Below are 25,019 nucleotides of genomic sequence, written 5' to 3' on the forward strand. Positions count from 1 at the left end.
ACCAGTTTTGAGGTGGTCAACTACCTAATTTTCAGGGAAAAAGTACCTGAATTTTCCCCCGATCCCCGCAATGGCTGGCACTTTTTGAGGGGAAAAAAGTCCAAAAGTCTTATCCAACAAGGTTTTTAGATTTATTCAGCAAACCCTATTTAGGGGACCAGCGTTCTTGAATTTTATTAATCGCCCAGCTGAAAATCGCCCCCGCAATTAAAATACTAATAGCAGGATTGAATAAGGGCAGCCAAAGACGCTGAAAAAGTTTAAATCCTAGGGGAATTCCCGTGGATTCACCAATAACAGCCACGGCAAACCAGAGAAAGCCCGCTATCACTAAAAACACATCAAATATTAAGATTCTATTCAACCACTTGACAAATTGCTCTTTCATTGCAGCAAAAACTTAGGTTATTTATACAGTTTATTTACGAAAAATTATACCACTGTCACCTTAATCCCAAGCTCTCCAAAGCCAAGCTAGTCCGGCAGTAATAATTAAAACTTTAGTTAACCAATCTCCCCAGCGCACATATAAAGTTCTCGTATCCCGTCGATAAATTGTTTCGCTATGGATTTGATATTTATCTAAATCCGATAGCCAAAGGTGATTACCGTGGGGATCGACAAAAGCAGAATAACCTGTATTGGTGGCCCGGGCCATCCATCGATCGGTTTCGATCGCTCGCATGGTATCCTGAGCATGGTGTTGAGCGGGCATGGCGTGGCTATAATGGGCGTTATTAGAAGCAGTAATAATAAATTCGCCTCCCCTAGCAGTTTGACGGCGAAAATGTTCGGAAAAAGCCGACTCGTAACAAATGCCCACAATTATTTGACCGAAAGGACTGTCAATAATTTGATCAGGATTTCCCGGGATTAAATGCGCTTGCAAGGGAGAAAGGCGATCAACAATTCCGCCCAAAATTTCCTGAAAAGGAACGTATTCGCCTAAAGGCACGAGAATTACTTTATCATACCGACTAATCACCTGTCCCTCGCCATCAATGGTCAAGAGACTATTGTTATAACCCTTGTCCACCTTGCCAAATGCACCTAACCAGATCGGCGTTTTTTTGGCTAAAATTGCCGAATAAATCGAGCTATTATTGACTAAGTTCTCCCAATAGTAGGGTAAGGCCGTTTCAGGAGTTAAGACGGCATCTACTCCTCGATCAGCGAGAATTTGATAACCAGAGGTGTAACCTTCGAGCGCCTTTTGAAATCCCCGGGGCGAAAGTTTAATCGTGTTGGCAATATTGCCCTGAATGACGCCAATTTTTATCCCTAAATCCCTTGACTTTTCGATCGGTTTATGGTATGTATTCCATCCCCAGAGATGGAGGCTCAAACAAATGAGGAGGGGTAAGGAGAGAAAAGCGAGATTTTGCCGCGATTGACGGATTAGGAGAAAGATTTCGGCGATTAAACCGTTAATTGCCACAATTGCCGCCGTTACCGTCGTAAAACCCGATAATTTGCCCAATTGCAGAATCAATAAATTATGGGGACTTTGACTATAAGCAAGGGTAGTCCACCAGAGAGGGGATTGACTCCAGAGAGATTCTAACCCACACCAGAGGGCAGTACCGATGAAAACCCGTAGGAGGGCATCCCGAAAAGATGACTGATTAACACTTTTGTTGACATAAAACATGACTAACGTCCAAGTTAGCACGATCGCCGTTCCCCAAAAAGTAATAAACAACCAACAAAACAGGGCAATTGACAAACTCGCTAACCAGGGGACACCCATCCACGTCATCGGGTGAATTCCCGTGATCCAGAATAAAGCCAGACCATGGTAGGCAAAACCCCAGCCAAAACCGTATAAAAGCGGTTTTTTTAGGGATTTTTCCGCTAATCTCACAACAATCCACAGGGGGACTAGAGAAATCCATGCGAGTAACCACCAAGAAACCGGCGCTACTGTTAACCCCATCCCCACACCGGCCAAAATTGCCCAGAGAAAACGCACCATCTTTCACTCCAGTCAGGTTAAACTCCTCTGACCTACTAGATCAGAGTAGCTAGAGGGAAGACAAAAAACAAGAGACACAGAAGTTTTGGCTACATCTACAATAGATCAGTTAGCGAGTAAAAAAGCCCCTCGATCAGATGCTATGGCAAGCTATAGACTCAGACAAACAGGGAGATGGGGAATGTCACCCTCACCCTGAAAGCCTAAACTCGGACTGAATAAGTGATTGAATACATGAATAATTTTAACCCCAAATTGACTACTCTGGCTCTTGTCTTGAATGTCGAGGAAAATCTCGAAGATATTTTTCGGAAAATAGCTAGTATGAGCGCTCATCAATTGCGAGCGCGGCACTGTTCAATCATGTTAAGCTCTCCACAGGAATTAAAAGGGGAAATTACCGATTATCTAGAAGTTTTTGCCGATTATGATGATCTATCACCTTTGGCTGATCAAGAAATAATTAAACTCGATCAAGTTATTGCCGACACTGTAGCGGCCACAGGGAAACCTTTACTAATTAAGGATATCACTCGATCGCCATTTTCCAGTGCAGCCCGTTATCCCAAAAAATCAAATAATAATAGTTTTATATCCGTACCGATTATCCTAAACGAGCAGGTAATCGGAGTAATTAATCTCAGTTTTCCCCTAGACAAAAAACATTTTGAAACATTAGATTTAGAAATCTTGCAGTTATTCGCTCAACAGGCTGCCCAATCCCTGCAAATTTTTCATTTGCAAGGGATGTTAAAATCTCGTTTTGTGGCTATGGCAGTGACTAGGGAAATAGCAGAAATTCAGTGCGGACATTCGATCGCTGTCCATCCTTATCCCCCAAAATTAGCCAAAATTGTCGCTAAGGCTTTTTTTAAAGAATTAACTCAGGCCGGTTTTGGAACCCATCAAGTTATTGAGATTGCTAATGAGGTTTTGAATTTACTACAAAAGACCCTTAATAAACATAAAAATCGTCTGGAAGGAAAAGATTGAGCGCTAGTCAAGGGTTAAAACCTATTAACCTGCCACCCCTGTGCAGTCCTAAGAAGTAATTGAGATAGTTAACAGCTTAATTGACCGTTGTTTACTGATTACCGCTGCCGTCCTGCCGTCCTAATTCATAGACACCACAGGCAACACAGGCGAGAATACCGACACTAATCGGCCAACTTTTTCCTAAACTAATCTCGATTAACCAATCGGAGAACCCGCCGAGAATGAGAAAGGGAATAATACTAAAGATAGAGGCATAAAAAGCATTTTGGGATTCTCTGGCGATGCGAGTTTTTTCAAACTCCTCTGGGGAAGTATAGAGGAAACGCTCGGCAAAATTAAACCAGCGATAGAAAATTTCTATAAACCAATTTCGCACCCCAGCTAACCCCAGATACAATGCTAAAGACCAGAGACAGCTACCGGCAATAAAGGCCGGGGAAATATTGATAGTGAAGGGCAGAAAGTCGATTACCATAAATGAGAGCCACAGAAGTGGTAAATTTGAGCGAACGGCTTGATCAATCTTAACAAGTCTTGACCCTTGCACCAAAAAGTTGACATCCTCACCGCCAGGGCCGGACGGTGATTTCCAAACCTGACGATTTGGGTTTCTGTTTGGGGTCCTTTGCCTAGTTTCGCAGCTGCCTTCACAGATTTGCTCCCTCTGGTCATCAGGTCGCCACCAGGACTGGGAAAATGGGGAAATGGGGAAATTCAACTAAAACCCCTTCGCTGTGATTTCTCTGTGTTCTGACATGGAGAGCTTTATTGTCAACTAATCTTACACCGGCCAAGGTGCGCCGCAATAGCGACTCTTGTTCTGGTGTTGGGTAAAATCGGTAGCGATCGGCTTTCCCCATACCTGACGTTCTGGCATATATCCTGTAAATGCGCTAGTATTTAACAGTAAATCCAACCTAGAACGGCGGGGTTTCAGACCCAATTTTTTTGATGAAAAGTTTTTTTAAGAAACCTTATCGGTTAGGAATTTTGATGCTTGTATCGACAAGTTTAATGGCCTGTAGTGCCTTAAACTATAGCTCTTTTACGGAACTCGTGCCATCTTTCTCTCCCGCTCCTTCTCCCTCTCCTTTAGATGCGGCAACTTTACTTGTTTTAGAGAATAAAATCTATCAACAGGTCAATCGCTATCGTCAATCTCGTAATTTATCTCCCCTACTGTTAAATCGAGCAATTTCGCAACAGGCAAGATTACATAGCCAACGTATGGCCGCGGGTTTAGTTCCTTTTAGTCATCAAGATTTTGACAAAAGAGCGCAAACTATTGGTGTTTCGGTTCCCTATGAAGCGGTGGGGGAAAATGTGGCAGTTAATCAAGGTTATGATGACCCGGTAATGATTGCTGTGGATGGCTGGATTAAAAGTCAAGGTCATCGGGAAAATATGGAGGGAGATTTTGATAGTACTGGGATTGGAGTAGCGACGGATAATCAAGGAAAATTGTACTTTACTCAAATATTTCTAAAACGTCAATCCGCTCCTGTTTCTACTAATTCCCTTAGCTACGATCCTATCCAGAATCAATCTTTTTTAATTACCCTCGAAGAAAACACTAATTATCAAGTTAATCGCTACCGAATTTCTCAAAATTTACCGCCCCTACGTCTCGATGCTCGTATTAGTCATGAAGCTCGCTTATTTAGTCAAAAAATGGCCAATAAACAGGCTCCTTTTAGTCATGATGGTTTTGAGGGAAGAGTCAAGGCAGTACAAAGGAAAATTCCTTTAGAAAAAATGGGCGAAAATTTGGCTTTTATGAAGGGATATCCTGACCCCGTTAGCGTTGCCGTCAAGGGTTGGATTAATAGCCCCGGCCATCAAAAAAATATGGTTGGTGATTATAATCTCACCGGTATCGGTATCGCTAAAAATAATGCTGGTGAATATTATTTTACACAACTTTTTGTTAAAAAGCGTTGACAAAATGACCATGATGATATTTAAATTTAATTATCAGTTTTTAACTATCAGCCTTTTCAGTTATCAGTTATCAGTGATCAGATTTTAGTTTTCAGCGGACAGTCTTAAGTAAGGAGTATTAAATGGCATTAACAGTGCTGTCTTTTTACTGTTTACTGATCACTGTTTACTGTTTACTGATCACTGTTTACCAGCAATTCTAAATTTGCCCTGTAGCAAGGCTTTTGGGAGTTAGTTCGCATAATACGGGGTAAAATTCAATGGGGTGGCGAATTTCATTTCACAAGTCTTCAGGCTTGTGACGTGATAGTACACCCAAAGTTGCGCCAAAAATCCCCCTTTAAAATGTTCTTTAAATCCCTAAAAGGCTTGCTGTGTCTAAAACTGAGAATTGCTGACTGTTTACTGATAACTGTTTACTGATAACTGATAACTGATAACTGATAACTGAAAAAAGCTCTCCTATCTTCTAACTATATGAACTTAGACAATTTTCAAGTGTGCGATCGAGATTTAAGCGATGACCTATTATCCCGTTATCTAGGGGTTAATTCGATCGCTGTAGATACAGAAACTATGGGATTAATACCGGGGCGCGATCGACTGTGTTTAATTCAACTCTGTGATCCCAGTGGTTTTGTCACTGCCATTCGGGTTTTTAGGGGGCAAACAGAGGCTCCTAATCTCAAAAAGGTCATGGAAGATGAGCGGATAGAAAAAGTCTTTCATTTCGCCCGTTTTGATGTGGCTCAATTATCCCATACTTTCGGCATTGCCACTAAACCGATTTTCTGTACCAAAATCGCCAGTAAACTGGCTCGGACTTATACCAGCAGTCACGGTTTAAAAAGTCTCGTGCAGGAATTGGAAGGCATAGAATTAGACAAAACCGCTCAGAGTTCTGATTGGGGAAATGCCGCTAATCTCACCCCACAACAACTGAGTTATGCTGCTAACGATGTGCGCTATTTACTGTCAGTGCGAGATAAATTAGTTGTGATGCTGCAAAGAGAAGAAAGATGGGAATTAGCCCAAAAATGCTTTAGTTGTATCCCCATCTTCACCGCTTTAGATTTACAGCAATACAAAGATATATTTGAGCATTAGTCAGCAAAAGTTACAGTCTATATTTTGCCAATAATACCCAATCCGTTTTTAATAGTATGATTGACTCCCAATCGAACTTTAAAAACCCAGTTATGGATTGTTTCTTCCCACTTCCCCACTTCCCCACTTCCCACTTCCCCACTCCCCCACTTCCCCACTTCCCCACTTCCCACTTCCATCACTGTTTACTGATCACTGAAAATGCTCTCTAGGGCCAAAAGCTGCCAAGATCACAAAAAAGACCGCTATGATCGAAAATAGAAATCATCGTCATTGGTAGAGAATAGGTAAAAAATCTATGACATCTTATGCGGCCTCCTCTGCACGAGCCGAAATGAGCGAACTTCGGCGCCTAAAAACCCTACTACCTCCAGAATTACAAAGTTGGGTAACGGTAGAAGGTTCCACAGAGGTTAATCCCCCCCTGATCCGTTGTGAAGAAATTGGCAGAGATGAGGTAGAAATTCAGATAGATTTAGCCAAATGGGAAAATTTAGCCATCGATCAGCGTAATTTGCTCTTTTGGCATGAAGTCGCCAGGATTCAAAATGATAGTATTCCCCGGGAAGGCTGGGAAATGGCCGCCCTCGCTATTGGCTTAGGTGGTGCAGTGGGGGAATTATGGGTACAGGACGGGTTATTATTGCTTTTGGCTATGGGATTATGTGGGATTTCCGGTTATCGTCTCTGGCGCAAAAATAATGGCGATAAAATTCTCAAAGAAGCGATCGAAGCCGATGAAAAAGCGATCGCCCTAGCCACCCGTTTCGGTTATTCTCTCCCCAACGCCTACAAGAGCCTAGGCAGTGCCTTTAAAACCCTAATCGAACAAACACCTAACCGTCGTCTGCGTAAGCGTTATGAGACCCGTTTAGATGCCCTAAGGAAGAGTGCGGCGAAAGCGAAATCCCAAACCCAAGGCCGTCCGCCCCTAGGTGAGATTCGTTAGCCGATAATTACAGATAATCTGTGACATTACCCATTGGTATTTGGGGAAAAGTGTAGTAAACATTTAAGTGGGTCATCAGGCCTTGTTCATCTATCAAACCACCTCTTTGTGTCGATGACTTCCCAAATTCCTGAAACACGTTTTCTGATCATTCCGATGGAGTATCCGGTTTTGCGGATGCCGGATCGCTTGACTGTCTTGGAAGCAGTACAGTTCAAGGATCTGTTTCACCATCTCATCGCCCAAACACCCACTCCCGAAAAAGTCATTCTTGATCTGAATGCCACTCAATTTATGGATAGTAGTGGTGTGGGTGCTTTAGTCCATAATCTCAAAGCGGCCAGGGCAGAAAATATCGAGTTAGTGCTGGCTAACGTCCATCCCCCAGTGATGGGGGTTTTGTCGATTACGGGACTAGATCAATTATTCACTTTCCAAACCTCCCCCCTAGCACCCCAAGAAAACTGCTTTACTCCCACTGAAAACCATCTACCGGAAACCCATCCCTCGATTCGCAGTTGGTTAAAGCGCGGTCTTGACATTGTTGGTGGGATCGTGGGTTTATTAATCACGGGGGTTATTTTTGTCCCCATTGCTATCGCTATTAAGTTAGACAGTCCAGGGCCAATTTTTTTCAGTCAAACCCGCTGCGGTTGGTTGGGAAAGGAATTTAAAATTCTCAAGTTTCGTTCCATGTGTGTGGATGCAGAAGCACTCAAGGATAAAATCCCCAATCAAGCGCAGGGAGCTTTTTTTAAGAATAAAAATGATCCCCGGATTACCCGGGTAGGAAAATTTTTACGTCGCACCAGTTTAGACGAATTGCCCCAGTTTTGGAATGTGATCACCGGTGAAATGAGTCTTGTCGGCACTCGTCCCCCCACACCCGATGAGGTGGAACGCTACGATGTTCCCCAATGGCAACGTTTAGATGTAAAACCGGGTATGACGGGAGAATGGCAGGTGAATGGTCGCTCTCGGGTGAGTAATTTTGAAGAGGTAATTCAACTAGATTTGCGCTATCAAGAAAATTGGAGTTTAGGCTACGATCTACAACTGATTTTTAAAACAATTTTGATTCTCTTTCAAAAAAACAGTGGTGCCTTCTGAAGTCTTAAATTCCCCTTCTTCCCCCCTCCAATTCCATCTACAAGTCCAGACGGAATTGGCAGCTTTAATCCCAGTCCTACAATGGTTTGAATCCCACGGCCGCTCTTTTCTACCTGACTCGGTGCTTTGGCAGTGTAAGGTGGCTTTAGCAGAAGGATTTACTAATGCTGTCCGTTACGCTCACCAACATTTACCACCGACCACACCGATCGATCTAGAATTAACTTTAAAGTCCCATTCTCTAGAAATAAGAATATGGGATCACGGTCAATCTTTTGATCTGCAAGCAAAACTTGATTCTCTACAACAACGTCCCCTCGCACCTTTGGAAATGGAAAGCGATCGAGGATTAATTTTTATGCGTTCTCTTACTGATACTTTACAATATATCCGCACTGCCGAAGGGAGAAATTGTTTAATTCTCCAGAAAAGTTTTTAAGTCAATTTATCCCCTGTTAGAAACTACGTCCATGGCACAGGTTTCCAGACGAGAAAAAAGAATTATCCCACCCCCCACACCCCACACAAGGGTGGGGAGATGTCCCCAGGGTGCTTTGAGAGAGAAAGTAATTTGATCGTAGTATAACCACTTGTTATTAACTCGCCAACCGACTTTTGTTCCAAAAGCGTTCCATTTTTGTTGATCATAATTGCTGCTTCCTCCCAAACTTTCATAGATTCTTTTCTGAACAGATATACCGAATTTTCCCTGACTATATTTTAACCAGAGTTGATTGATAGTGGCTAAATCTTCACAGGGAAAGTTATCTATGTCTTCTATCTTAAGATATTTTTCTTTAGTTCGATCGGCAACTTTTAAGAAGAGATTAGCCGTTTCTTGATCTGCTTCTTGCCATTTTTCTTGCGCTAAGAAATCCCGTAGGTTAGTGTAATCAATTTCCTTGGCACTTTTGAGGTTAATTTCCTCCCTGGTGGCGGCTGGAAAAACTGGCAAAACCGTTTCTTGAATTGTATTCTGTGATCGGGGTTTTGGCGGAATCACGAAGGCTAATTTTACTGCTAACTCTTGCAGGACTTCCCTGGCTGATTGATAACGTTTTTTGGTGCCAAATTCAATTAATTTATCTAAAATTTTACCTAATTCAACACTAACAGGATTATTAATCAGGTGCTGTCTCCATACCCATTCATGTTCACTCACATCGAATAATTCAAAGGGAGATATTCCCGTTAATAAATAGATACAAGTGACTCCCAAACTATATAAATCACTGCTATTAATCGCTTTGCCATTGCTTTGTTCTGGGGCGATATATCCCGCCGAACCGATCACTGTTCCTGTCAGGGAAAGATTAGCAATAGTGATAAATTTAGAGGCCCCGAAATCAACTAAAATTATTTTATTATCGCTGCGTCTCCTAATTATATTAGCTGGTTTAATATCCCGATGAATGACTCTTTTAGCATGGATAAAATCAAGAATTGGCAAAATTTCTAATAAAAGATGTTTGATCTTTTCCTCATTGAAAACTCCCTCGCTTTGTAATTCTTGTTCTAGATTTTCTCCCTCAATATATTCTTGCACAAGATATTGTCGCCCATCATTGCTGGTAAAATAGGCATAGAGGGAGGGAATTTGTGGGTGTTGACCGAGATTATCTAAACTAATCGCTTCTTCTTTAAATAATTCCGCCGCTTTCTTGAGAGCATTACTGCCTTGAGTGCTAGGAAAAAATTGTTTAATCACACAATAAGGTTTAGAAGGTTTATCCTCATCAATTGCTTGAAAAGTTTTACCGAAACCTCCTTGACCAATTAATTTTATAGCACGATAACGATCTTTTAGTAATAATTGAAAGCGACATTTTTGACAGAATTTATCTGTAGGATCATTGTTATATAGACAATCGGGATTAAGACATAAACTCATGGCTTGTTTAAACAGGGATAGGGAAGATGTTTCAGTTATCAGTGATCAGTAAACAGTAAACAGTAATCAGTGAACTGATAACTGATAACCGACAACTGATAACTGATAACTTATAACTGATAACTGATAGCTAAATCGAGGTTTCTTCCTCTAGCCAAATTTCTGGCTGTTGATTTAATAAAAGCTGGGCTGCCTCTAACATATCATCGACAATATCGCGCAAATCTGTCTTATTATCGATATAAGCTTTTAACGCTTCCATCGGATCTAATTGATTACCCACCCCTAATTCCGGTAAACGGGGACGGGTTAATTGACTAATTAACTCCGCCCGAATACTATAACTATGGGCAGTTTTTAACGCTTCGTCAAGCTGATTGGTGTTGATTAGTTCTAATTGTTCACTGCGAATTTTATAAACTAAGCGGATAACTGCTTCCTGAATATCGTGTTTTTTGAGAGCTTTCAGCAATTCTTTTTGGGGGTTTTCTGCCTCAGAAACATCCACTTCGATCGAACGGAAAGGACGCACGGGTAAAGGACAAAATTCCCATTTAACCTCTCCTTTAGCCACTTCTATTAAAACATAGCCCTTATCTTCTTTTTCCTCGCTAAAATCCACTCGATCGATGCTGCCCGGATAGACAATGGGCGGATCATTGCTAGGATTAAGATTTTGATGTTTGTGAACATGACCGAGGGCAACGTACTCGAATTGTGGACGATTTAGCAGCGATAAAGGTACGGTAAAACCTTTACCAACCGCTAAAAATCTTTCTGCTCCTAAACTAGCTCGATCGGCCATTAAATGGGCTAATAAAACTGTTGGTAAACTTGTATCTAATTGGCGAATTTCTCCTTCTAAAACCGGTTCCAAACGGTTAATTAACAATTCATTTACCCCACTCAAGGATAAACCCTCGGTTTCGGGACGGGTTAAGAGAGTGGCCCGGGTTAACCAAGGTAAAGTAATGACTTGGATATCGCCATTGCGGGTGGTGATGCGATGGGTGGTCAGGCGATCGCCAACAATAAACCCCGGCACCGCTAGGGTACGATAGATGGAGAGACTGACACCGCCATTACCCTGAGAATGTTGATCGTGATTACCCACTAATAACACCGTCGGGATATTAGCATCGGCAAGACGACGGAATTGACTGGCAAAAGCTTCGTGGACAAAAGGAGGGGGAGTGGCATCGGGAAAGGCATCTCCCCCAAAAAGCACTAGATCCACAGGGGAGGCAATAGCCCGATCGATACAGAGGCTTAAACTGCCCATAAAATCCTCTAAACGCGTGTTTAATCCCGTTTTTGGATTTAAACGTCCATGGGAAAAACCGCTCCCCATGTGAATATCCGATAAGTGCAGTATTTTAATCATAGTAAAGGAAAAACAGGCGTAATTAAGTACACCTGTTCAGGATTATTTTCCTAATTTTTTATCGCCATCTTGACGACGGCGATCACGCCATTCTGTAGTCGTCAGGTAGAGAATGCCCCCACTAACGATAACGAGGAGAATTAAGGCGACTAGAAAGAGAGTGTTGAGAATCAAGGATGTTTCCATGGTATCTATAGATTACCTAGAAACCGTTACGACCCCAAACCACCATGGCGATCGACCAAGTGAACAGGGCGAGAATGCTAACCCAACCAAGTGTCAAAATATCCATAATTGCCTTTGTTAAACGAAATACTTAGGAGTTGACACTCTCCGCCCTAAAAGTGCGGAGATTCTTGGGCTGAATCTTGCCGCTACTAGCAAAGCTAATTTTGGTCTTACAGTTTCATGTCTAGTCCGACTACACCTACAAGGTAAGCACTCTTAAAGACTACTCCCCAAGCGTAAATTTCTGTGTGTCCCACAGTATTTAATTGTTTTTCGCTCTTACCATGTGGACTTACGATGAAAGCTTTTGTACCAGTGATGGTTAGAGATTTAGGGATTACGGAGTGTCGCTTGTTTCCTGCGTTCCCAAAGTCAACGACTCAATTTAATGCTAACATAAAGTCGCCCTAAAGGGCGAGGTTTTCAACCCAAATTTTCGATAATACTTCATCAGTGACTCCGTTTTAGAGAGGCGATCGTGCAAATTACGCTCAAGGAAAGAATCGAATCCATACAGGTGGGGAGTATCTCGGCTCTGGCTTTCCTGGTTCCCTATCTGCTATTTTTAATTGTTGATCGACTATTGTTAGGGGAATCGCTCACAGTAATTGGCACTTTTGTCAAGATATCCGGGGCGATAATTAGCGGATTTCTCTTCGGTGTCACCTATCGTTATGTCGTCCGTAACGATGATAATCCCCATCTCAAAGATGGTACAGTAGCAGCTTTTGCCCTAGTCCGCGGCCTAGTTCCCCTACAATTATCCACAGACTTGATCGCTGACAGTGGGCAATTAAGTCTCTTTCTGGGAGAGAGCTTTATCTGTTTTTTATCCTCTCGTCTGCTGTTAGAGTTGACTAAGCTGCGCCAATAACCGACTCAGTTATCAGTTATCAGTTATCAGTCATCAGATTTAAGTTTTCAGTGAGCAGTATGTATTAAGTGAGCAGCATTAAATGGCAGTTTCCCACTGTCTTTTCACTGTTTACTGATCACTGTTTACTGATTACTGTTTACTGTTTACTGATCACTGATCACTGAAACATCACCCCACACCCTATGGCTATTTGTATTCCCGTTAATTTACCCGATCGCTCCTATAATATTCTGATCGAGAAGGGCAGTTTAGCTAATCTCGGTGGAGAAATGAGCCGGTTAAGCTTAGGTAAAAAGGTTTTATTGGTTTCTAATCCCGAAATTTTTGACTATTACGGACATAAAGCCGTTAATTCCCTAGAAAAAGCGGGATTTGCCGTTTTTACTCATCTGATCCCCGCCGGCGAAAATTATAAAACCCTCGATTCGATCGCCCAAGTTTATGATAGCGCCCTCGCTCACCGGCTGGAACGTTCCTCGACTATGGTTGCCCTCGGTGGTGGTGTAATCGGGGATATGACGGGATTTGCGGCAGCCACATGGTTACGGGGCGTTAATTTTGTCCAGGTTCCCACCACCCTGTTAGCCATGGTAGATGCTTCCATCGGGGGTAAAACTGGTGTTAATCATCCCCAGGGCAAAAATCTGATCGGGGCGTTTTATCAACCGAAATTAGTTCTGATCGATCCTAGGGTGCTTAAAACTCTACCCGTGCGAGAATTTCGGGCAGGAATGGCAGAAGTGATTAAATACGGTGTAATTTGGGATGCTGAGTTATTTCAACAGTTAGAAGACTCGGACAACTTAGCCAGTTTTTCTCAGATCGATGGCGAGCTATTGCAAACAATTATTACAAAGTCTTGCCAAGCTAAAGCAGATGTGGTAAGCAAAGACGAAAAAGAAGCGGGTTTGCGGGCGATCTTAAACTATGGTCACACGATCGCCCACGGCATTGAAAGTTTAACGGGATATACTAGCGTTAACCACGGGGAAGCGGTGGCCCTGGGGATGGTGGCGGCAGGAGCGATCGCTGTTAAACTGGGAATGTGGACCGCCGGGGAAAATCAACGTCAAACCGATCTAATCGAAAAAGCCGCCTTAGAAACCCATATTCCGCCTTTAAATGCCGATGAGATGGTAAATGCTCTCACTGCCGATAAAAAGGTTAAAGATGGCCAAGTTAGATTTATTTTACCAACGGCGATCGGCCAAGTCACCATTAGCGATCGAGTCACCCCCACCCTGGTGCGCGAGGTGTTATCACCAACCGAATCCGGGCAGTAAAAGCTTTTTCAATTGTTGCATCGCTTGTTCCGTAACATCCCGGTATTTTAAATCTCCCACGAGAATACGTCCCATCAGTTGACCGGCGATCGGGCGTTTAACGGCGATATTGTAGGCGATTTGGGTAAATTGATAGAATAAACCGGCTAATTTGGCCGCTAAAGCCATATCTTCCCCCCATTCTTCCCGAATTATCCGACTATAGCCCGCTAAAGCCTGATTATCTCCGGCTAAAGCTCGATCAATCGCCTCGGCTGCCTTAACTCCCGTCAAAATTGCCGGACGGATACCCTCACCGATGAGAGGATCGAGAATACCCGCCGCTTCTCCTGTAATTAGGGCATTTTGGGCGTGTAGCGGTTGATTTCCGTTCCAAAGGGCTAAAGCATACTCACTATAGCGATAATCCTCTAAATTCCAGCCCTTTTGACGGGCATAATTTAACAGTTGTTTTTTTAGCTCCTCGGATTTGATGCTGCCCTTAAAACAAGCACCGCTAATTGTGTAACCATTAGACTTGGGAAAAGCCCAGATATAACCATTTTTTAGGGAACCAAAATCAAAAAAAGCTTTTTGGGGTGGAATAGTCGCTTCTGCGTTAGTAATTTCCAGAGTAGCCCCGATCGCTTCGTTTTTCGCCGGTAATCCCAACCAGCGACTGGTATTACCCTTAACACCATCGGCAGCAATCAGATATTTACCTGAAAATGTTCCTTGGGATGTGGTAACTTGCCAGTGATCTTGGACGAATTTGATCTGGGTAACTTCGCTGTTATCTTGGATGGTTGCCCCGACTGCGATCGCCTGTTGACCTAAAAAATCATCGAAATGATCCCTTTGTACCATCCACATCGGTTCTAGCATATTTAACTTAGTGGTGACGGCATCCCCCTGTTTCCAAGTAAACTCCACTTGCGTGACGGTATTCTCGATCACGGGGGTAAAATCAAAATCAAACCACTGCTTAATTGCTGGGGATACCCCACCACCACAGGGTTTATAACGGGGTAATTTCGCTTTATCGAGGATCAGGATCGATCGTCCCTTTTTAGCTAGATGATAACCCGCCGTCGCTCCTGCTGGTCCCGCACCGATGATAATACAGTCAAACATTTGTACTAATTTAAGTCGTTGAACAAATTTATAGACAATTTACGCTATTTTGTCCAACTTGTGTCGAGTCTGGTGACGCTCAGACGGGATTCTGTCATTGTTGAGCTTGCCTCTCTAGTTTCTAGTTGATTTATCCCCCCATGTCCAAGAGAACCTAATCTCTGGCTTTTTTGACTAATTGATCAATCTTCACATGATCAATCGTATAATCAAAAAAACTATAACGGCTCGATTATATCATGAAAATTGTTTCTATTAAAATAAAAAACTATCGTATGTTTAAAAATATACACATAAGAAATATTCCCCCTTTTTGTGTGATTATTGGAGCTAACGGCACGGGAAAATCTACTCTATTTGATATTTTTGGTTTTCTGCGAGATGCCCTCAAAAACAACATTCGCCAAGCTTTACAAATTCGCGGCGGTTATAGAGAAATTATCACTAGAGGTCAAGAACAGGAAGATATTGAAATCGAGATGCAATTTCGCATGAAAATCTTAGATACAGAACGTCTGGTTACTTATCAAATCATAATTGGACAAAACAAAAATCGCCCTGTTATCAAACGCGAAATACTTCGCTATAAACGGGGTGAACACGGTAAACCTTTTCATTTTTTAGATTTTCAACTTGGTCAAGGATATGCTATCACCAACGAAGAAGATTTTAGTAAACCGGATAAAGAACTCGATCGAGAAGAACAACAGCTAGAATCTAACGATATACTAGCAATCAAAGGATTAGGACAATTTCAACGTTTTAAAGCCGCTACAGCCTTTCGTTCTCTGATTGAAAATTGGCACGTTTCTGACTTTCATATTAGCGAAGCTAGAGGAAGTAAAGAAATATCTTATGCTGAACACTTATCCCCTACTGGCGACAATATAGCTACAGTTGCTCAATATATTTATCAACAATATCCCAAAATTTTTCAGCAAATTCTCGAAAAAATGAAACAACGAGTTCCGGGTATTTCCTCTGTGGAAGCCAAAGAAACCGAAGACGGTCGCTTGATTTTACGTTTTCAAGATCAGGCCTTTAAAGACCCTTTTATTGATCGCTATGTTTCTGACGGGACTATGAAAATGTTCGCTTATTTAATATTACTATTCGATCCCAATCCTCATCCCCTACTCTGTGTCGAAGAACCAGAAAACCAACTTTATCCTACTTTATTAAAAGAACTAGCCGAAGAATTCGCCCACTATAGCGATCAGGGGGGTCAGGTATTTGTTTCTAGCCACTCCCCCGATTTTCTCAATGCGGTTCCACTAGCTAGTATTTTCTGGCTAATTAAATGCCAAGGTATCACCCAAATCCATAGGGCTGCCGATAGCGAAATCCTCAAAAACTTAGTAGCGGCAGGCGATTTACCCGGCTATCTTTGGAATCAAGGCTGGTTTGAAGGAGTAGAACCCTAATGAACTATGATATCGTATTTTTGCTAGAAGAGTCATCTATAAAAAATGTGTTAGAAGAACTTTTGCCTAAACTTATTCCCCCAGAAATCAGCTATATATGTATTAGTCATCAAGGCAAACAAGACCTAGCAAAATCTATTCCTATAAAACTCAAAGCTTTCAATAAATCTAGTCCCAATACCAAATTTATTATTGTTCACGTTCAGGATTCCCACGACTGTCAAAAACTCAAAAAAGACCTAGGGGAAATTTGTCAAAATGCCAGTGATGCTCAAGTCTTAATTCGGATTATTTGCCATGAATTAGAATCTTGGTTTCTGGGAGATTTAGCAGCGGTGGCCAAGGCGTATAATTTAAATAGTCTCGGACAAAAACAAAATAAAAGTAAATACAGAGAACCGGACCTGCTTAACTCGGCCAAACAAGAATTAAAAAAGCTAGTGAAAGAGTATTATGCAGGAACCCAGTCTAAACAGATTGCCCCCCATCTTTCCCTAACTGAAAATAAATCCCGTAGTTTTCAAACTTTTATCCAAGGTATCAAAAATGTTGTGGAAATGATACAACGCCCCAATCCGAACCCGAACTAAAATAGACCTCGACCTAATATAATTAAAAGCTTGTAAGCTCCTAACTAGGGTTGGCTGAAAAAATCTAAAAATCTTGTTGGATAATATCTTGAGGCTTTTTTAAAATCAAAAAGTGCCGGCCCTGGGAGTGAGCGAGGGGAAGATTTGGGCATTTTTGCGCCCAAAAACATTCCCCCCGGCAGAACCGAGGGGAAAGTGGGGAAAAACCGCTAATCTAGCAGTTTAAGGCTAAGTCTTGGGATTCTTTTTTCAAGAGATTAACGAGGGTTTCGTCACCATTCTCTTGAGCGATTTGTAAACGACGTTCCAGACGACGACGAATATTGTTCAGATGGATGCTAGAAAGGGTTTCCTCTTGGACAACAACAGGGGGTTTGACAACGGGCAACGGACAAGTGTTTGGGGTGACTTGCCCAGCAAGATGAGGACGGGTGCTGTAGGCAACTCCACGATACTGACGATGCAGTTTCGGTTCTAATTGGAGCATATGGCGAGGATAATGGTGATTCCAGTCTTGACCTCGGTATTTACCGCCGATATCTCCGGTCTTCATCTCCAAGGGGAGAGAATCCCTTTCGTACTTAACTCCTCGATAGGCTAACATCATATCACTGACTCCCTGCAATGCTTTAAAGTGACTTCAATCTCTCTTGTTGTCTCTATTTAGGGACAACAAGTTAGAAGATTTTATTTCTTATTCTGTATCTATTTTTACATTTTGCTAGGGAAATTGAAAAAACTTTATAAAAATTTAATATTTTCTAGTTGGCCATAGTATCCTTTTCTGGGTGGATTTGGTCGCCCGCCAAAGGAGCCTCTAGGGGTTTGAGGATTAATTTTGGTTGCTCGTCCTCATCGATGAGACGAATTTGAATTTGCGGGCCAGAGGTGGCTAAACGAACCACCATACCATCGACGACGGCGGTTTTCTCGAGCGGTTTGCCATTGAGAAACGTCCCATTTGCCCCTAAATTTTCCAATTCCCAATCATTGCTATCATTACGGTGGATTTCTAAGTGCCGCCTCGAAACCACAGCACTATAGAGAACTACATGATTATCCAGCGCCCTGCCGATAAGAATGGTTGATTGATCGTTGTCAAATTGCCAATGTTGTAGGGGCGTGGGTTGACTGGGGTGTAAAAGAGTTAAAGTGATCACGGTGATTGTTGACGGCACGACAGCGGCGGTGGACAGGGTAAATCTTGTTGGCCATCGAGATTCATCCTTGCCCCCAAGTCTTAAATCCTAGCAATGAATATCTCTAGTCAATTGACTAAGCCCCTTCTATTGTCTCATACTTTCCCGTTCCCTCTGAACCGACCTCGCCCAGAAAATCTAGCCACTTCGACCACATTCCTGAAAAATGTTATTATTGTCAGCAAGCTCAATTCTTGCCGTTTTATATCTTTTTTTAACTTGGGCAAGTGAATTTATGAAGAAAATAGCCAAAAAAACGCCATCTTTTTGGTTCATCACCATCAATCAACCAAAATATCTAGTTATTGTTGCTGCTAATTTTTTCCAATAGATTAACCATCGCTTAAGTAGGTGGGTGGAATTAAATATAAGATGAACGTAGGTTGGGTTGAAGCATGAAACCCAACGCCCGCTCATGTTACGCTACCGCTAACCCATCCTACAAATAATTGTGCCTCCCTACTTATTTTCTTTTCACTGCCACCCACCACTGAGACTCAATCCTGTTTAAACGATCTGGCAAAGTGGGGAGCAGCCAGTAGGGAGTTAGTTATAGTATTAATAAAACCGATGGGGGATGATTTCCACATTTTCACCAATTTTTACCCTCTTCAGGGATAAGATAGTGCTTGTGTCACCTAAACATTGATCTATGAGCGGCTTTATTATAAAAATAATCTTGATATCGGCTTTAATTTCCCTGGGAATTAAATATCTTGCCCCTTTATTATCGCTCGCTCCCAGTCCTCTTAACACTTTAATTCTGGTTTTTACTCCTTTTCTGCTCACGGTTTTTGCCCTCTGGAGACGGACAATAACTGATTAGGAATTTTTCTCCTTACTCATCATGACTTTTGGCAGCAGCCTCGGTTTAGTTCTGTTAGTCTTTTGTCTGTTGATTCTCTGGCAAATTCGACAGATTCTCTTATTATTATTGATGGCGATTCTTCTGGCTCAGATTTTAAATTTGGCTGTGACTTGGTGGCAGCGTCATCACCTCAAGCGTTCCTACGCCCTAATTATCACTCTTTTTGGCTTCTTTATTGGTATTATCGGTATTTTTGTGGGGATTATACCCGCTTTAGTCCAACAATTTCGCCAATTATTTAGTTTATTGCCCCAAGCTATAGAAAGACTCTGGGGACAAGTCCATAGTCTTGAGGATTATCTCGATCCTAGTCTGGCCAGTGTCTTACCGGACTTTAAAACTCTGCTCGCTCAATTACAACCCCTGATTAACCAAATTGCTGGCCGGGGTTTGATCATTTTTTACGGTACTTTCGGCATTATCCTCAGCTTACTGCTAATTGTTGCCCTGAGCTTGATGATTCTCGCCGATCCTGCCGCTTACCACCGTTGTTTTCTGCGTTTATTTCCCGCTTTCTACCGTTCTCGGGTACGATCGATCCTAGAACAATGCGATCTAGATTTAAAAGCTTGGCTGAAAGGGATTTTCTGTCATATGTTGATTATGACCTTGTGCAGTTGCCTGGGTCTATCCCTGATCGGCATTCCCCTCGCTTTTTCCCAATCTATTCTCGCAGGATTTCTCACCTTTATCCCCAACCTCGGGCCGGTTTTAAGCACGATTTTACCCTTTTCTATCGCCCTTCTGGAAGCTCCCTGGCAACCCTGGGCGGTTTTACTACTCTACAGCAGTATTTATCTGTTAATTCAATATTTCGACCGTCATTCACCGCTGCCCATTTTAACAGTGCGGTCGCTCAGGCTCTTACCCGCTTTTACTCTGTTGGCCCAGTTGTTTTTCGCCTCGATTTTTGGCTTTTTAGGGCTATTTCTGGCGGTTCCCCTGGCGCTTATCGGTCGTATTTGGCTAAAGGAAGCTTTGATCGAGGATATTCTCAATCATTGGCGGACTGGGAATAAAAAATCTTAAACTGGGGATCTAGGATTCGAACCTAGGAAATGGCGGGACCAAAACCCGCTGCCTTACCGCTTGGCTAATCCCCATTGGACAGACCTTTTTAATATTAGCATTTATCTCCCTGGTTTTGTCAAGAAGTTTCTAAAAATTTTTTACTTCGGGATTGCGGCAAAAAGTTTTTCGTGGGGGCAGGGTGTGGGGTGTGGGGTTTGGGGTGTGGGGTGTAGGGTGTGGGGTGTGGGGTGTGGGGTGTGGGGTTTGGGGTGTGGGGTTTGGGGTGTGGGGTAGGGTTGATTCATGAATCAACCCTACTATGAATCAACCCTAGGGTTTGGGGTATAAGGAGAAAAATCTATGGATAATACCGCACAAAACTGGTACATTGTCCAGGAAAATACGGGAATTTGTCAGATTATAGCCCTAGAAAATGGAAAAACCCCAGTCAATGGTCAATACTGGGGTCCCTTTGCCGAGCGGGGAGACGCGATCGCCAGTCGGGTGGGTTTAATTCGAGCGGGCAAATGTCAACCTATTGTTTAGCAGTATTGGTGGGTGTTTTCTTGCCTTCAGTGATTTCTTTTTCCAAGATTTCAAAACCCTTCTTGAATTGAGGATCCTGGAAGGTTCCCACCCGATCCCGTTCCTGTTGAAGATTTTTGCGATCTTCCTCGCTCAGTTCCGACTCCACATCGGGATGAATACCATCTTTATTGATGTCGCGTCCGCTGGGGGTGAGATACTTGGCAATTGTCACCGCTAATCCCGAACCGTCACTGAGACTGCGTACCGATTGCACTAATCCCTTACCAAAGGTTTTCGTACCGACAATAACCGCCCGATCATGATCCTGTAAAGCCCCGGAGAGAATTTCACTGGCACTGGCGGAACCACCATCGACGAGGACAACCAGCGGTTTATTAGTCAAAGCTTGATTATTGGCCCGTTGACGTTCCGTCACCCCTTTGCGATCGACCGTAGAGACAATTAAACCATCAGGTATCCACATCCGAGCGATTTCGATGCTGGCGTAGAGTAAACCGCCGGGGTTAGAACGCAGATCGAGAATATAACCTTTCACCTCTTCGGTTTCCAATTCGCGAATCGCTTGACTCATATCGCCACTAGCTTGGGCGCTAAATTGATTAAGACGGATATAACCGATTTTACCGATCGGGGTGTTTTCCGTGTGGGCGCGCACCGGGTGAATTTCAATTTTGGCCCGGGTAAGAGTCAATTCTTTCTTCTCCTCACCCCGTTGAATCGTGATCTTAACGCTTGTCCCCACTTTGCCGCGGATCATGCTCACCGCTTGCTCCAGTTCCATGCCTTCGGTAGATTTACCATCGATAGAAATAATCACATCTTTAGGCAGCACACCAGCTTTAGAAGCGGGAGTATCTTCAATGGGTGAAACCACGACTAACTGCTTGGTTTTCTCATCTTTGGTCAGTTGAATCCCTACCCCGGTCAATTCTCCCGATGTATCGATCTTCATATTGTTAAACTCTTTGGGATCCATAAAACGGGTATAGGGATCATTGAGAGTTTTCAACATCTCGCGGATAGCGGTGTATGCTTCCTCTTGATTTTTGTAGGAACGATTTAAATACTGATTGCGGATGGCGTTCCAGTCCGATTGATTAAAAGTGCCATCTAAATAAGTGCGGTTGATGATCTGCCAAACCTCATCAACGGTTTCCTTGGGACTTTCCTGAAAAAAAGCTTGACTTTGGGAGAGACGGAATCCCGCCCCCGTGACGGCGACGGTAGACAGGACCACTGCTGTAGCACCGAGAACAAGTCCGCGTTTGTTGATAACCATAGGTAATTTTCGGATAAATTAGGCTGTTCTTGCCAGAACGCTCTTTCTGGCTGACCGTCGAAATATCTTGGCAAAAAGGAGCGTTTAGGTTTCCTGGAGACAGACAAAAGAACGCCTGTAGACTACTACTGTTATAACATTTATTATCTCTTTCTTTGTCAAACTGGTTATTTGAGTAGCGATCGAGTTGCCAGCAGCCCACCTTGCGACCTAAGATAACAGCAAAACTGTCCTGGATTTTCCCTATGAGTGATCAAATCCTTTCTTCCCTCTCCCTAGAACAAAAACGACAAAACCTGCGCCACCAAAGGCGATCGAAGGTGTGGCAAGCCTTGGGTCGCTTTCTGGTGGTTAGTGGTTTAGCGACGGGATTAGCTTGGGGGATGACTTCACCCTATTGGACAATTACCAAGGCCGGACAGGTGGAAATCGCAGGCACGGAATTAATGTCGCCCGAGTCGATTCGTGCTTGGCTAAAATTAAGCTATCCTCTGTCTCTCTGGGAATTACCTACCCATCAATTGCGAGAAAAATTAGCGGCTATTCCCGCTATTGCCGACGTTAAGATCGAGCGGCAATTATTACCCCCGAAAGTGATTGTTTCTATTCAAGAAAGAAAACCTGTTGCCCGTTGGCGTTCTCATCAACAGCAAGGTTTTTTAGATGCCTCCGGAACGATAATTCCTCAAAACTATTATGGTCGAACTCTGCCCAAAACCCAATTACCTAGCCTAGAAGTGCTTGGTTACGACCGACAATATCAACAACAGTGGCAAAAAATTTATCCCTTAGTTGATAACTTATCGATTCAAGTTACCGCCATCGATTGGCGCAATCCTAGTAATCTTGTACTAAAAACTGAACTGGGACAGGTCTATTTAGGTTTTTATAAAGATAGATTGCCCGAAAAATTAACCGCTCTCGTACAATCGCGGCAATTGTCATCCAAGATACCTCTAGCGCGAATTCTCTACATTGACCTCAGCAATCCCGATGCTCCCACTGTACAATTAAAACCGCAGCCAGCCCCTATCGTTGCCAAAGTAACGGCAACTGGTAGGGATTAACTGGAATTGATCAGTAAATAACTGCAATTATTCCCCTTGTGTATTGCCAAAAACCCCAAATTATGATTTTCTGAACCAGAAACTGATAATGTAGATACTGGAACCGACATAATATTAGTGATAGTGTTAACATTGCATCTCTAATTCATCAAATCAATAACAGAATCTTGTACTAAGAGTGTTCCAATTCCAATGACATCGATTAATGAAATCGTTCCCACCTATCCCAATCTGAACAGTAACGATTATGCCAGTTCAGCTATGAGCGAAGATAATCATTACTCTCAGAATAATGCTGGAGTATTATTTACTCGCCCCCATGAATCACAGATGACACCCCGAGAAGAAAGTCGTAGTAATCGCATCGTGCCAAGCAATGTCGCCAAGATCAAGGTGATCGGGGTCGGCGGTGGGGGCTGTAACGCCGTTAACCGCATGATCGCCAGTGGCGTGACCGGAATCGAATTTTGGGCAATTAACACCGATGCCCAGGCCCTGGCCCACTCCTCCGCCCCCCAGAGGTTACAAATCGGGACAAAATTAACCCGCGGCCTAGGGGCAGGTGGCAATCCGGCGATCGGACAGAAAGCGGCGGAAGAATCTCGGGATGAAATCGCCCAAGCATTGGAAGGAACCGATCTAGTCTTTATTACCGCCGGCATGGGCGGCGGTACGGGAACGGGGGCTGCTCCAATTGTGGCCGAAATTGCCAAAGAAATCGGCTGTTTGACCGTGGGAGTTGTGACTCGTCCCTTTACCTTCGAGGGTCGTCGTCGCACTAATCAGGCCGATGAAGGGGTGGGTGGTTTACAAAGTCGGGTCGATACCCTGATTATTATCCCCAATAACCAGTTATTACAGGTAATACCCGCCGACACTCCCCTACAGGAGGCTTTTCGCGTCGCTGATGATGTGCTGCGACAAGGGGTACAGGGGATCTCGGACATTATCACTATCCCCGGTCTGGTGAATGTGGATTTCGCCGATGTGCGGGCAGTGATGGCCGATGCGGGTTCGGCCCTAATGGGCATCGGCATCGGTTCCGGAAAATCTCGGGCGAAGGAAGGAGCGATCGCTGCTATTTCCTCGCCGTTACTGGAATCCTCGATCGAAGGTGCGAAAGGCGTAGTCTTTAACATCACCGGCGGTCAAGATCTAACCCTACACGAAGTCAATGCCGCCGCCGAAATTATCTATGAAGTGGTGGATCCCAACGCTAATATCATCTTCGGGGCAGTAATTGACGAGAAAATGCAGGGAGAAGTCAGAATTACCGTCATTGCCACCGGTTTTTCCGGCGATTCCCCCTCTCGTCCCACCAGTAGCAAGGTGGTGATCAATGCCCCCGCACCCAGTCCGGCCCCGACTCCCGAACCACCAAAACCGGCGGGATTAGATATCCCCGAATTTCTGCAACGTCGTCGTCCTTTTGATCGCTAACCGCCTGTCACTAACCCCACCCTAAAAGGGACGGGGCTTACCTAGACCAATTTAGGCGACGCAAGTAGAGACTACCGCATCGAGACACAATCTGGCCCAGACCTCCGAATACTTCCCTAGTTCGGATTCCCTCTAAGCTTTATTGGTAAGGCGTTGTTAGACAAGACATCTTGATTGTGTTGCGGGAAGGGACTTTAACTTTACTCTTAAGGATTATCTCCATGGCAAGAGTTCCTGTTATCTCAAAAGACGGAAAACCGTTAATGCCCACCAAACCCAGTCGGGCTAGACGGTGGATTAGGGAAGGAAAAGCTATCGGTAAATTCAACGACTTAGGTATTTTCTATGTCCAGCTAACCGATGAACCTTCCGATAACAAAACCCAACCGATTGCCATTGGTATTGACCCGGGTAAATTATTCTCTGGAATTGGCGTTCAATCCTCTCTTTTTACTCTTTGGAAGGCTCACTTAGAACTTCCTTTTAAGCGAGTAAGAGAGCGCATGGACAATCGGCGCTTAATGCGAAGAGGACGTAGAGAAAGACGGATTAACCGCCAACTTTCTTTTAATCTAAGAGCGCATCGACAAAAACGATTTTCAAATAGAAAACAAGGAAAATTAGCTCCCTCAATCAGAGCTAATCGTCAACTTGAACTTCGAGTCGTTTCCGAACTAACCAAAATCTATCCAATTACCGATATTTACTTTGAGTACATCAAAGCCGATGTTGATTTAA

The 25,019-nt window shown here is 43.4% G+C and carries 27 protein-coding genes, 1 tRNA gene and 1 pseudogene; 16 read left to right on the plus strand and 13 right to left on the minus strand.

Annotated elements, in window-relative coordinates; translation table 11 throughout:
- Nucleotides 1–145: 145 nt before the first annotated feature.
- A complete protein-coding gene (locus IM456_RS19210; RefSeq protein ID WP_149986821.1) occupies nucleotides 146–388 on the minus strand; it encodes a DUF8620 family protein in 243 nt (80 codons plus the stop codon).
- 60 nt (nucleotides 389–448) lie between these two features.
- Complete coding sequence (gene lnt / locus IM456_RS19215; protein WP_149986820.1) at nucleotides 449–1,975, minus strand: apolipoprotein N-acyltransferase; 1,527 nt, start codon at nucleotides 1,973–1,975, stop codon at nucleotides 449–451.
- A 234-nt stretch (nucleotides 1,976–2,209) separates the two neighbouring features.
- On the opposite strand from lnt, the gene IM456_RS19220 reads away from it, so the two are divergent.
- Nucleotides 2,210–2,968 (plus strand): GAF domain-containing protein, encoded by a 759-nt coding sequence (locus tag IM456_RS19220; RefSeq protein WP_149986819.1) that lies wholly within the window; start codon nucleotides 2,210–2,212, stop codon nucleotides 2,966–2,968.
- A gap of 91 nt (nucleotides 2,969–3,059) precedes the next feature.
- On the opposite strand, the gene IM456_RS19225 is transcribed toward IM456_RS19220, so the two are convergent.
- Both IM456_RS19225 and IM456_RS19230 read right to left on the minus strand, forming a co-directional pair.
- Nucleotides 3,060–3,446, minus strand: a complete 387-nt coding sequence (locus IM456_RS19225; protein ID WP_149986818.1) for a hypothetical protein — start codon at nucleotides 3,444–3,446, stop codon at nucleotides 3,060–3,062.
- Nucleotides 3,447–3,714: 268 nt separating this feature from the next.
- Nucleotides 3,715–3,831 (minus strand): annotated as a pseudogene (locus IM456_RS19230) (helix-turn-helix domain-containing protein); the annotation flags it as partial.
- A 91-nt stretch (nucleotides 3,832–3,922) separates the two neighbouring features.
- On the opposite strand from IM456_RS19230, the gene IM456_RS19235 reads away from it, so the two are divergent.
- The 5 genes from IM456_RS19235 to IM456_RS19255 all read left to right on the plus strand — a co-directional run bounded on the left by IM456_RS19235 (nucleotide 3,923) and on the right by IM456_RS19255 (nucleotide 8,517).
- Nucleotides 3,923–4,912, plus strand: coding sequence for a CAP domain-containing protein (locus IM456_RS19235; protein ID WP_149986817.1), 990 nt, complete (start codon nucleotides 3,923–3,925; stop codon nucleotides 4,910–4,912).
- A gap of 477 nt (nucleotides 4,913–5,389) precedes the next feature.
- Nucleotides 5,390–6,019 (plus strand): ribonuclease D, encoded by a 630-nt coding sequence (locus IM456_RS19240; protein ID WP_149986816.1) that lies wholly within the window; start codon nucleotides 5,390–5,392, stop codon nucleotides 6,017–6,019.
- A 298-nt stretch (nucleotides 6,020–6,317) separates the two neighbouring features.
- Nucleotides 6,318–6,968: a DUF3318 domain-containing protein gene (locus IM456_RS19245; protein ID WP_149986815.1), complete on the plus strand. Its 651-nt coding sequence runs from the start codon at nucleotides 6,318–6,320 to the stop codon at nucleotides 6,966–6,968.
- Nucleotides 6,969–7,082: 114 nt separating this feature from the next.
- Nucleotides 7,083–8,078 (plus strand): anti-sigma factor antagonist, encoded by a 996-nt coding sequence (locus tag IM456_RS19250; RefSeq protein WP_149986814.1) that lies wholly within the window; start codon nucleotides 7,083–7,085, stop codon nucleotides 8,076–8,078.
- On the plus strand, nucleotides 8,065–8,517 hold the full coding sequence (locus IM456_RS19255) for an ATP-binding protein (RefSeq protein ID WP_149986813.1): 453 nt from the start codon (nucleotides 8,065–8,067) through the stop codon (nucleotides 8,515–8,517). The genes IM456_RS19250 and IM456_RS19255 overlap by 14 nt, the downstream gene beginning before the upstream one ends.
- Before the next feature lie 6 nt (nucleotides 8,518–8,523).
- On the opposite strand, the gene IM456_RS19260 is transcribed toward IM456_RS19255, so the two are convergent.
- The 4 genes from IM456_RS19260 to petN form a co-directional block, all read right to left on the minus strand.
- Entirely contained in the window at nucleotides 8,524–9,969 is a 1,446-nt protein-coding gene (locus tag IM456_RS19260; protein WP_149986812.1) for a serine/threonine-protein kinase, read from the minus strand.
- Between the two features lie 130 nt (nucleotides 9,970–10,099).
- On the minus strand, nucleotides 10,100–11,353 hold the full coding sequence (sbcD, locus tag IM456_RS19265; protein WP_149986811.1) for an exonuclease subunit SbcD: 1,254 nt from the start codon (nucleotides 11,351–11,353) through the stop codon (nucleotides 10,100–10,102).
- A gap of 42 nt (nucleotides 11,354–11,395) precedes the next feature.
- The gene (locus tag IM456_RS19270) at nucleotides 11,396–11,539 is read right to left on the minus strand and encodes a hypothetical protein (RefSeq protein ID WP_002736416.1); all 144 of its coding nucleotides are present in this window, start codon (nucleotides 11,537–11,539) and stop codon (nucleotides 11,396–11,398) included.
- A 16-nt stretch (nucleotides 11,540–11,555) separates the two neighbouring features.
- Entirely contained in the window at nucleotides 11,556–11,645 is a 90-nt protein-coding gene (gene petN, locus IM456_RS19275; protein WP_012265708.1) for a cytochrome b6-f complex subunit PetN, read from the minus strand.
- 414 nt (nucleotides 11,646–12,059) lie between these two features.
- Between petN and IM456_RS19280 the strand changes: the two genes are divergently transcribed.
- Nucleotides 12,060–12,455, plus strand: coding sequence for a hypothetical protein (locus IM456_RS19280; RefSeq protein WP_149986810.1), 396 nt, complete (start codon nucleotides 12,060–12,062; stop codon nucleotides 12,453–12,455).
- A 185-nt stretch (nucleotides 12,456–12,640) separates the two neighbouring features.
- Nucleotides 12,641–13,741 (plus strand): 3-dehydroquinate synthase, encoded by a 1,101-nt coding sequence (gene aroB / locus IM456_RS19285; protein ID WP_287693005.1) that lies wholly within the window; start codon nucleotides 12,641–12,643, stop codon nucleotides 13,739–13,741.
- Here the strand turns inward: aroB and IM456_RS19290 are convergent.
- Nucleotides 13,718–14,854, minus strand: a complete 1,137-nt coding sequence (locus IM456_RS19290) for a geranylgeranyl reductase family protein (protein ID WP_287693004.1) — start codon at nucleotides 14,852–14,854, stop codon at nucleotides 13,718–13,720. The two genes, aroB and IM456_RS19290, sit on opposite strands and share 24 nt — an antisense overlap.
- Before the next feature lie 239 nt (nucleotides 14,855–15,093).
- Here IM456_RS19290 and IM456_RS19295 point away from each other — a divergent pair, with 239 nt between their 5' ends.
- Together IM456_RS19295 and IM456_RS19300 are read left to right on the plus strand one after the other, a co-directional pair.
- Nucleotides 15,094–16,278 carry an AAA family ATPase gene (locus IM456_RS19295; RefSeq protein WP_287693003.1) on the plus strand — a complete coding sequence of 395 codons (1,185 nt, stop codon included), beginning with the start codon at nucleotides 15,094–15,096 and terminating at the stop codon, nucleotides 16,276–16,278.
- Complete coding sequence (locus tag IM456_RS19300; RefSeq protein WP_287693002.1) at nucleotides 16,278–16,868, plus strand: DUF4276 family protein; 591 nt, start codon at nucleotides 16,278–16,280, stop codon at nucleotides 16,866–16,868. Before IM456_RS19295 ends, IM456_RS19300 begins: the two co-directional genes overlap by 1 nt.
- Nucleotides 16,869–17,082: 214 nt before the next feature.
- Here the strand turns inward: IM456_RS19300 and IM456_RS19305 are convergent, their stop codons facing one another.
- Both IM456_RS19305 and IM456_RS19310 read right to left on the minus strand, forming a co-directional pair.
- Nucleotides 17,083–17,475 carry a DUF4278 domain-containing protein gene (locus tag IM456_RS19305; protein ID WP_287693001.1) on the minus strand — a complete coding sequence of 131 codons (393 nt, stop codon included), beginning with the start codon at nucleotides 17,473–17,475 and terminating at the stop codon, nucleotides 17,083–17,085.
- Nucleotides 17,476–17,629: 154 nt separating this feature from the next.
- Entirely contained in the window at nucleotides 17,630–18,028 is a 399-nt protein-coding gene (locus IM456_RS19310) for an FHA domain-containing protein (RefSeq protein ID WP_149986831.1), read from the minus strand.
- A 691-nt stretch (nucleotides 18,029–18,719) separates the two neighbouring features.
- Here IM456_RS19310 and IM456_RS19315 point away from each other — a divergent pair.
- On the plus strand, nucleotides 18,720–18,893 hold the full coding sequence (locus tag IM456_RS19315; protein ID WP_287705265.1) for a hypothetical protein: 174 nt from the start codon (nucleotides 18,720–18,722) through the stop codon (nucleotides 18,891–18,893).
- Between the two features lie 21 nt (nucleotides 18,894–18,914).
- Nucleotides 18,915–19,964: an AI-2E family transporter gene (locus IM456_RS19320; protein WP_287692999.1), complete on the plus strand. Its 1,050-nt coding sequence runs from the start codon at nucleotides 18,915–18,917 to the stop codon at nucleotides 19,962–19,964.
- 1 nt (nucleotide 19,965) lies between these two features.
- Here the strand turns inward: IM456_RS19320 and IM456_RS19325 are convergent.
- Nucleotides 19,966–20,038 (minus strand) — tRNA-Gln (locus IM456_RS19325).
- Between the two features lie 268 nt (nucleotides 20,039–20,306).
- Here IM456_RS19325 and IM456_RS19330 point away from each other — a divergent pair.
- Nucleotides 20,307–20,492, plus strand: a complete 186-nt coding sequence (locus IM456_RS19330; protein ID WP_149988642.1) for a hypothetical protein — start codon at nucleotides 20,307–20,309, stop codon at nucleotides 20,490–20,492.
- Here IM456_RS19330 and ctpC read toward each other — a convergent pair.
- Nucleotides 20,482–21,774: a carboxyl-terminal processing protease CtpC gene (gene ctpC, locus IM456_RS19335; protein ID WP_079208189.1), complete on the minus strand. Its 1,293-nt coding sequence runs from the start codon at nucleotides 21,772–21,774 to the stop codon at nucleotides 20,482–20,484. The genes IM456_RS19330 and ctpC overlap by 11 nt on opposite strands.
- 245 nt (nucleotides 21,775–22,019) lie before the next feature.
- Between ctpC and IM456_RS19340 the strand changes: the two genes are divergently transcribed.
- The 3 genes from IM456_RS19340 to IM456_RS19350 all read left to right on the plus strand — a co-directional run.
- Complete coding sequence (locus IM456_RS19340) at nucleotides 22,020–22,841, plus strand: cell division protein FtsQ/DivIB (protein ID WP_149988644.1); 822 nt, start codon at nucleotides 22,020–22,022, stop codon at nucleotides 22,839–22,841.
- 192 nt (nucleotides 22,842–23,033) lie between these two features.
- Nucleotides 23,034–24,281, plus strand: coding sequence for a cell division protein FtsZ (gene ftsZ, locus IM456_RS19345; protein WP_002756934.1), 1,248 nt, complete (start codon nucleotides 23,034–23,036; stop codon nucleotides 24,279–24,281).
- Nucleotides 24,282–24,502: 221 nt separating this feature from the next.
- Nucleotides 24,503–25,019 (plus strand): RRXRR domain-containing protein (locus IM456_RS19350; protein ID WP_287712796.1); only part of this gene is annotated, 517 nt, incomplete at its 3' end.

The organism is Microcystis sp. M079S1, from assembly GCF_020246425.1.
Taxonomy (GTDB): domain Bacteria; phylum Cyanobacteriota; class Cyanobacteriia; order Cyanobacteriales; family Microcystaceae; genus Microcystis; species Microcystis aeruginosa.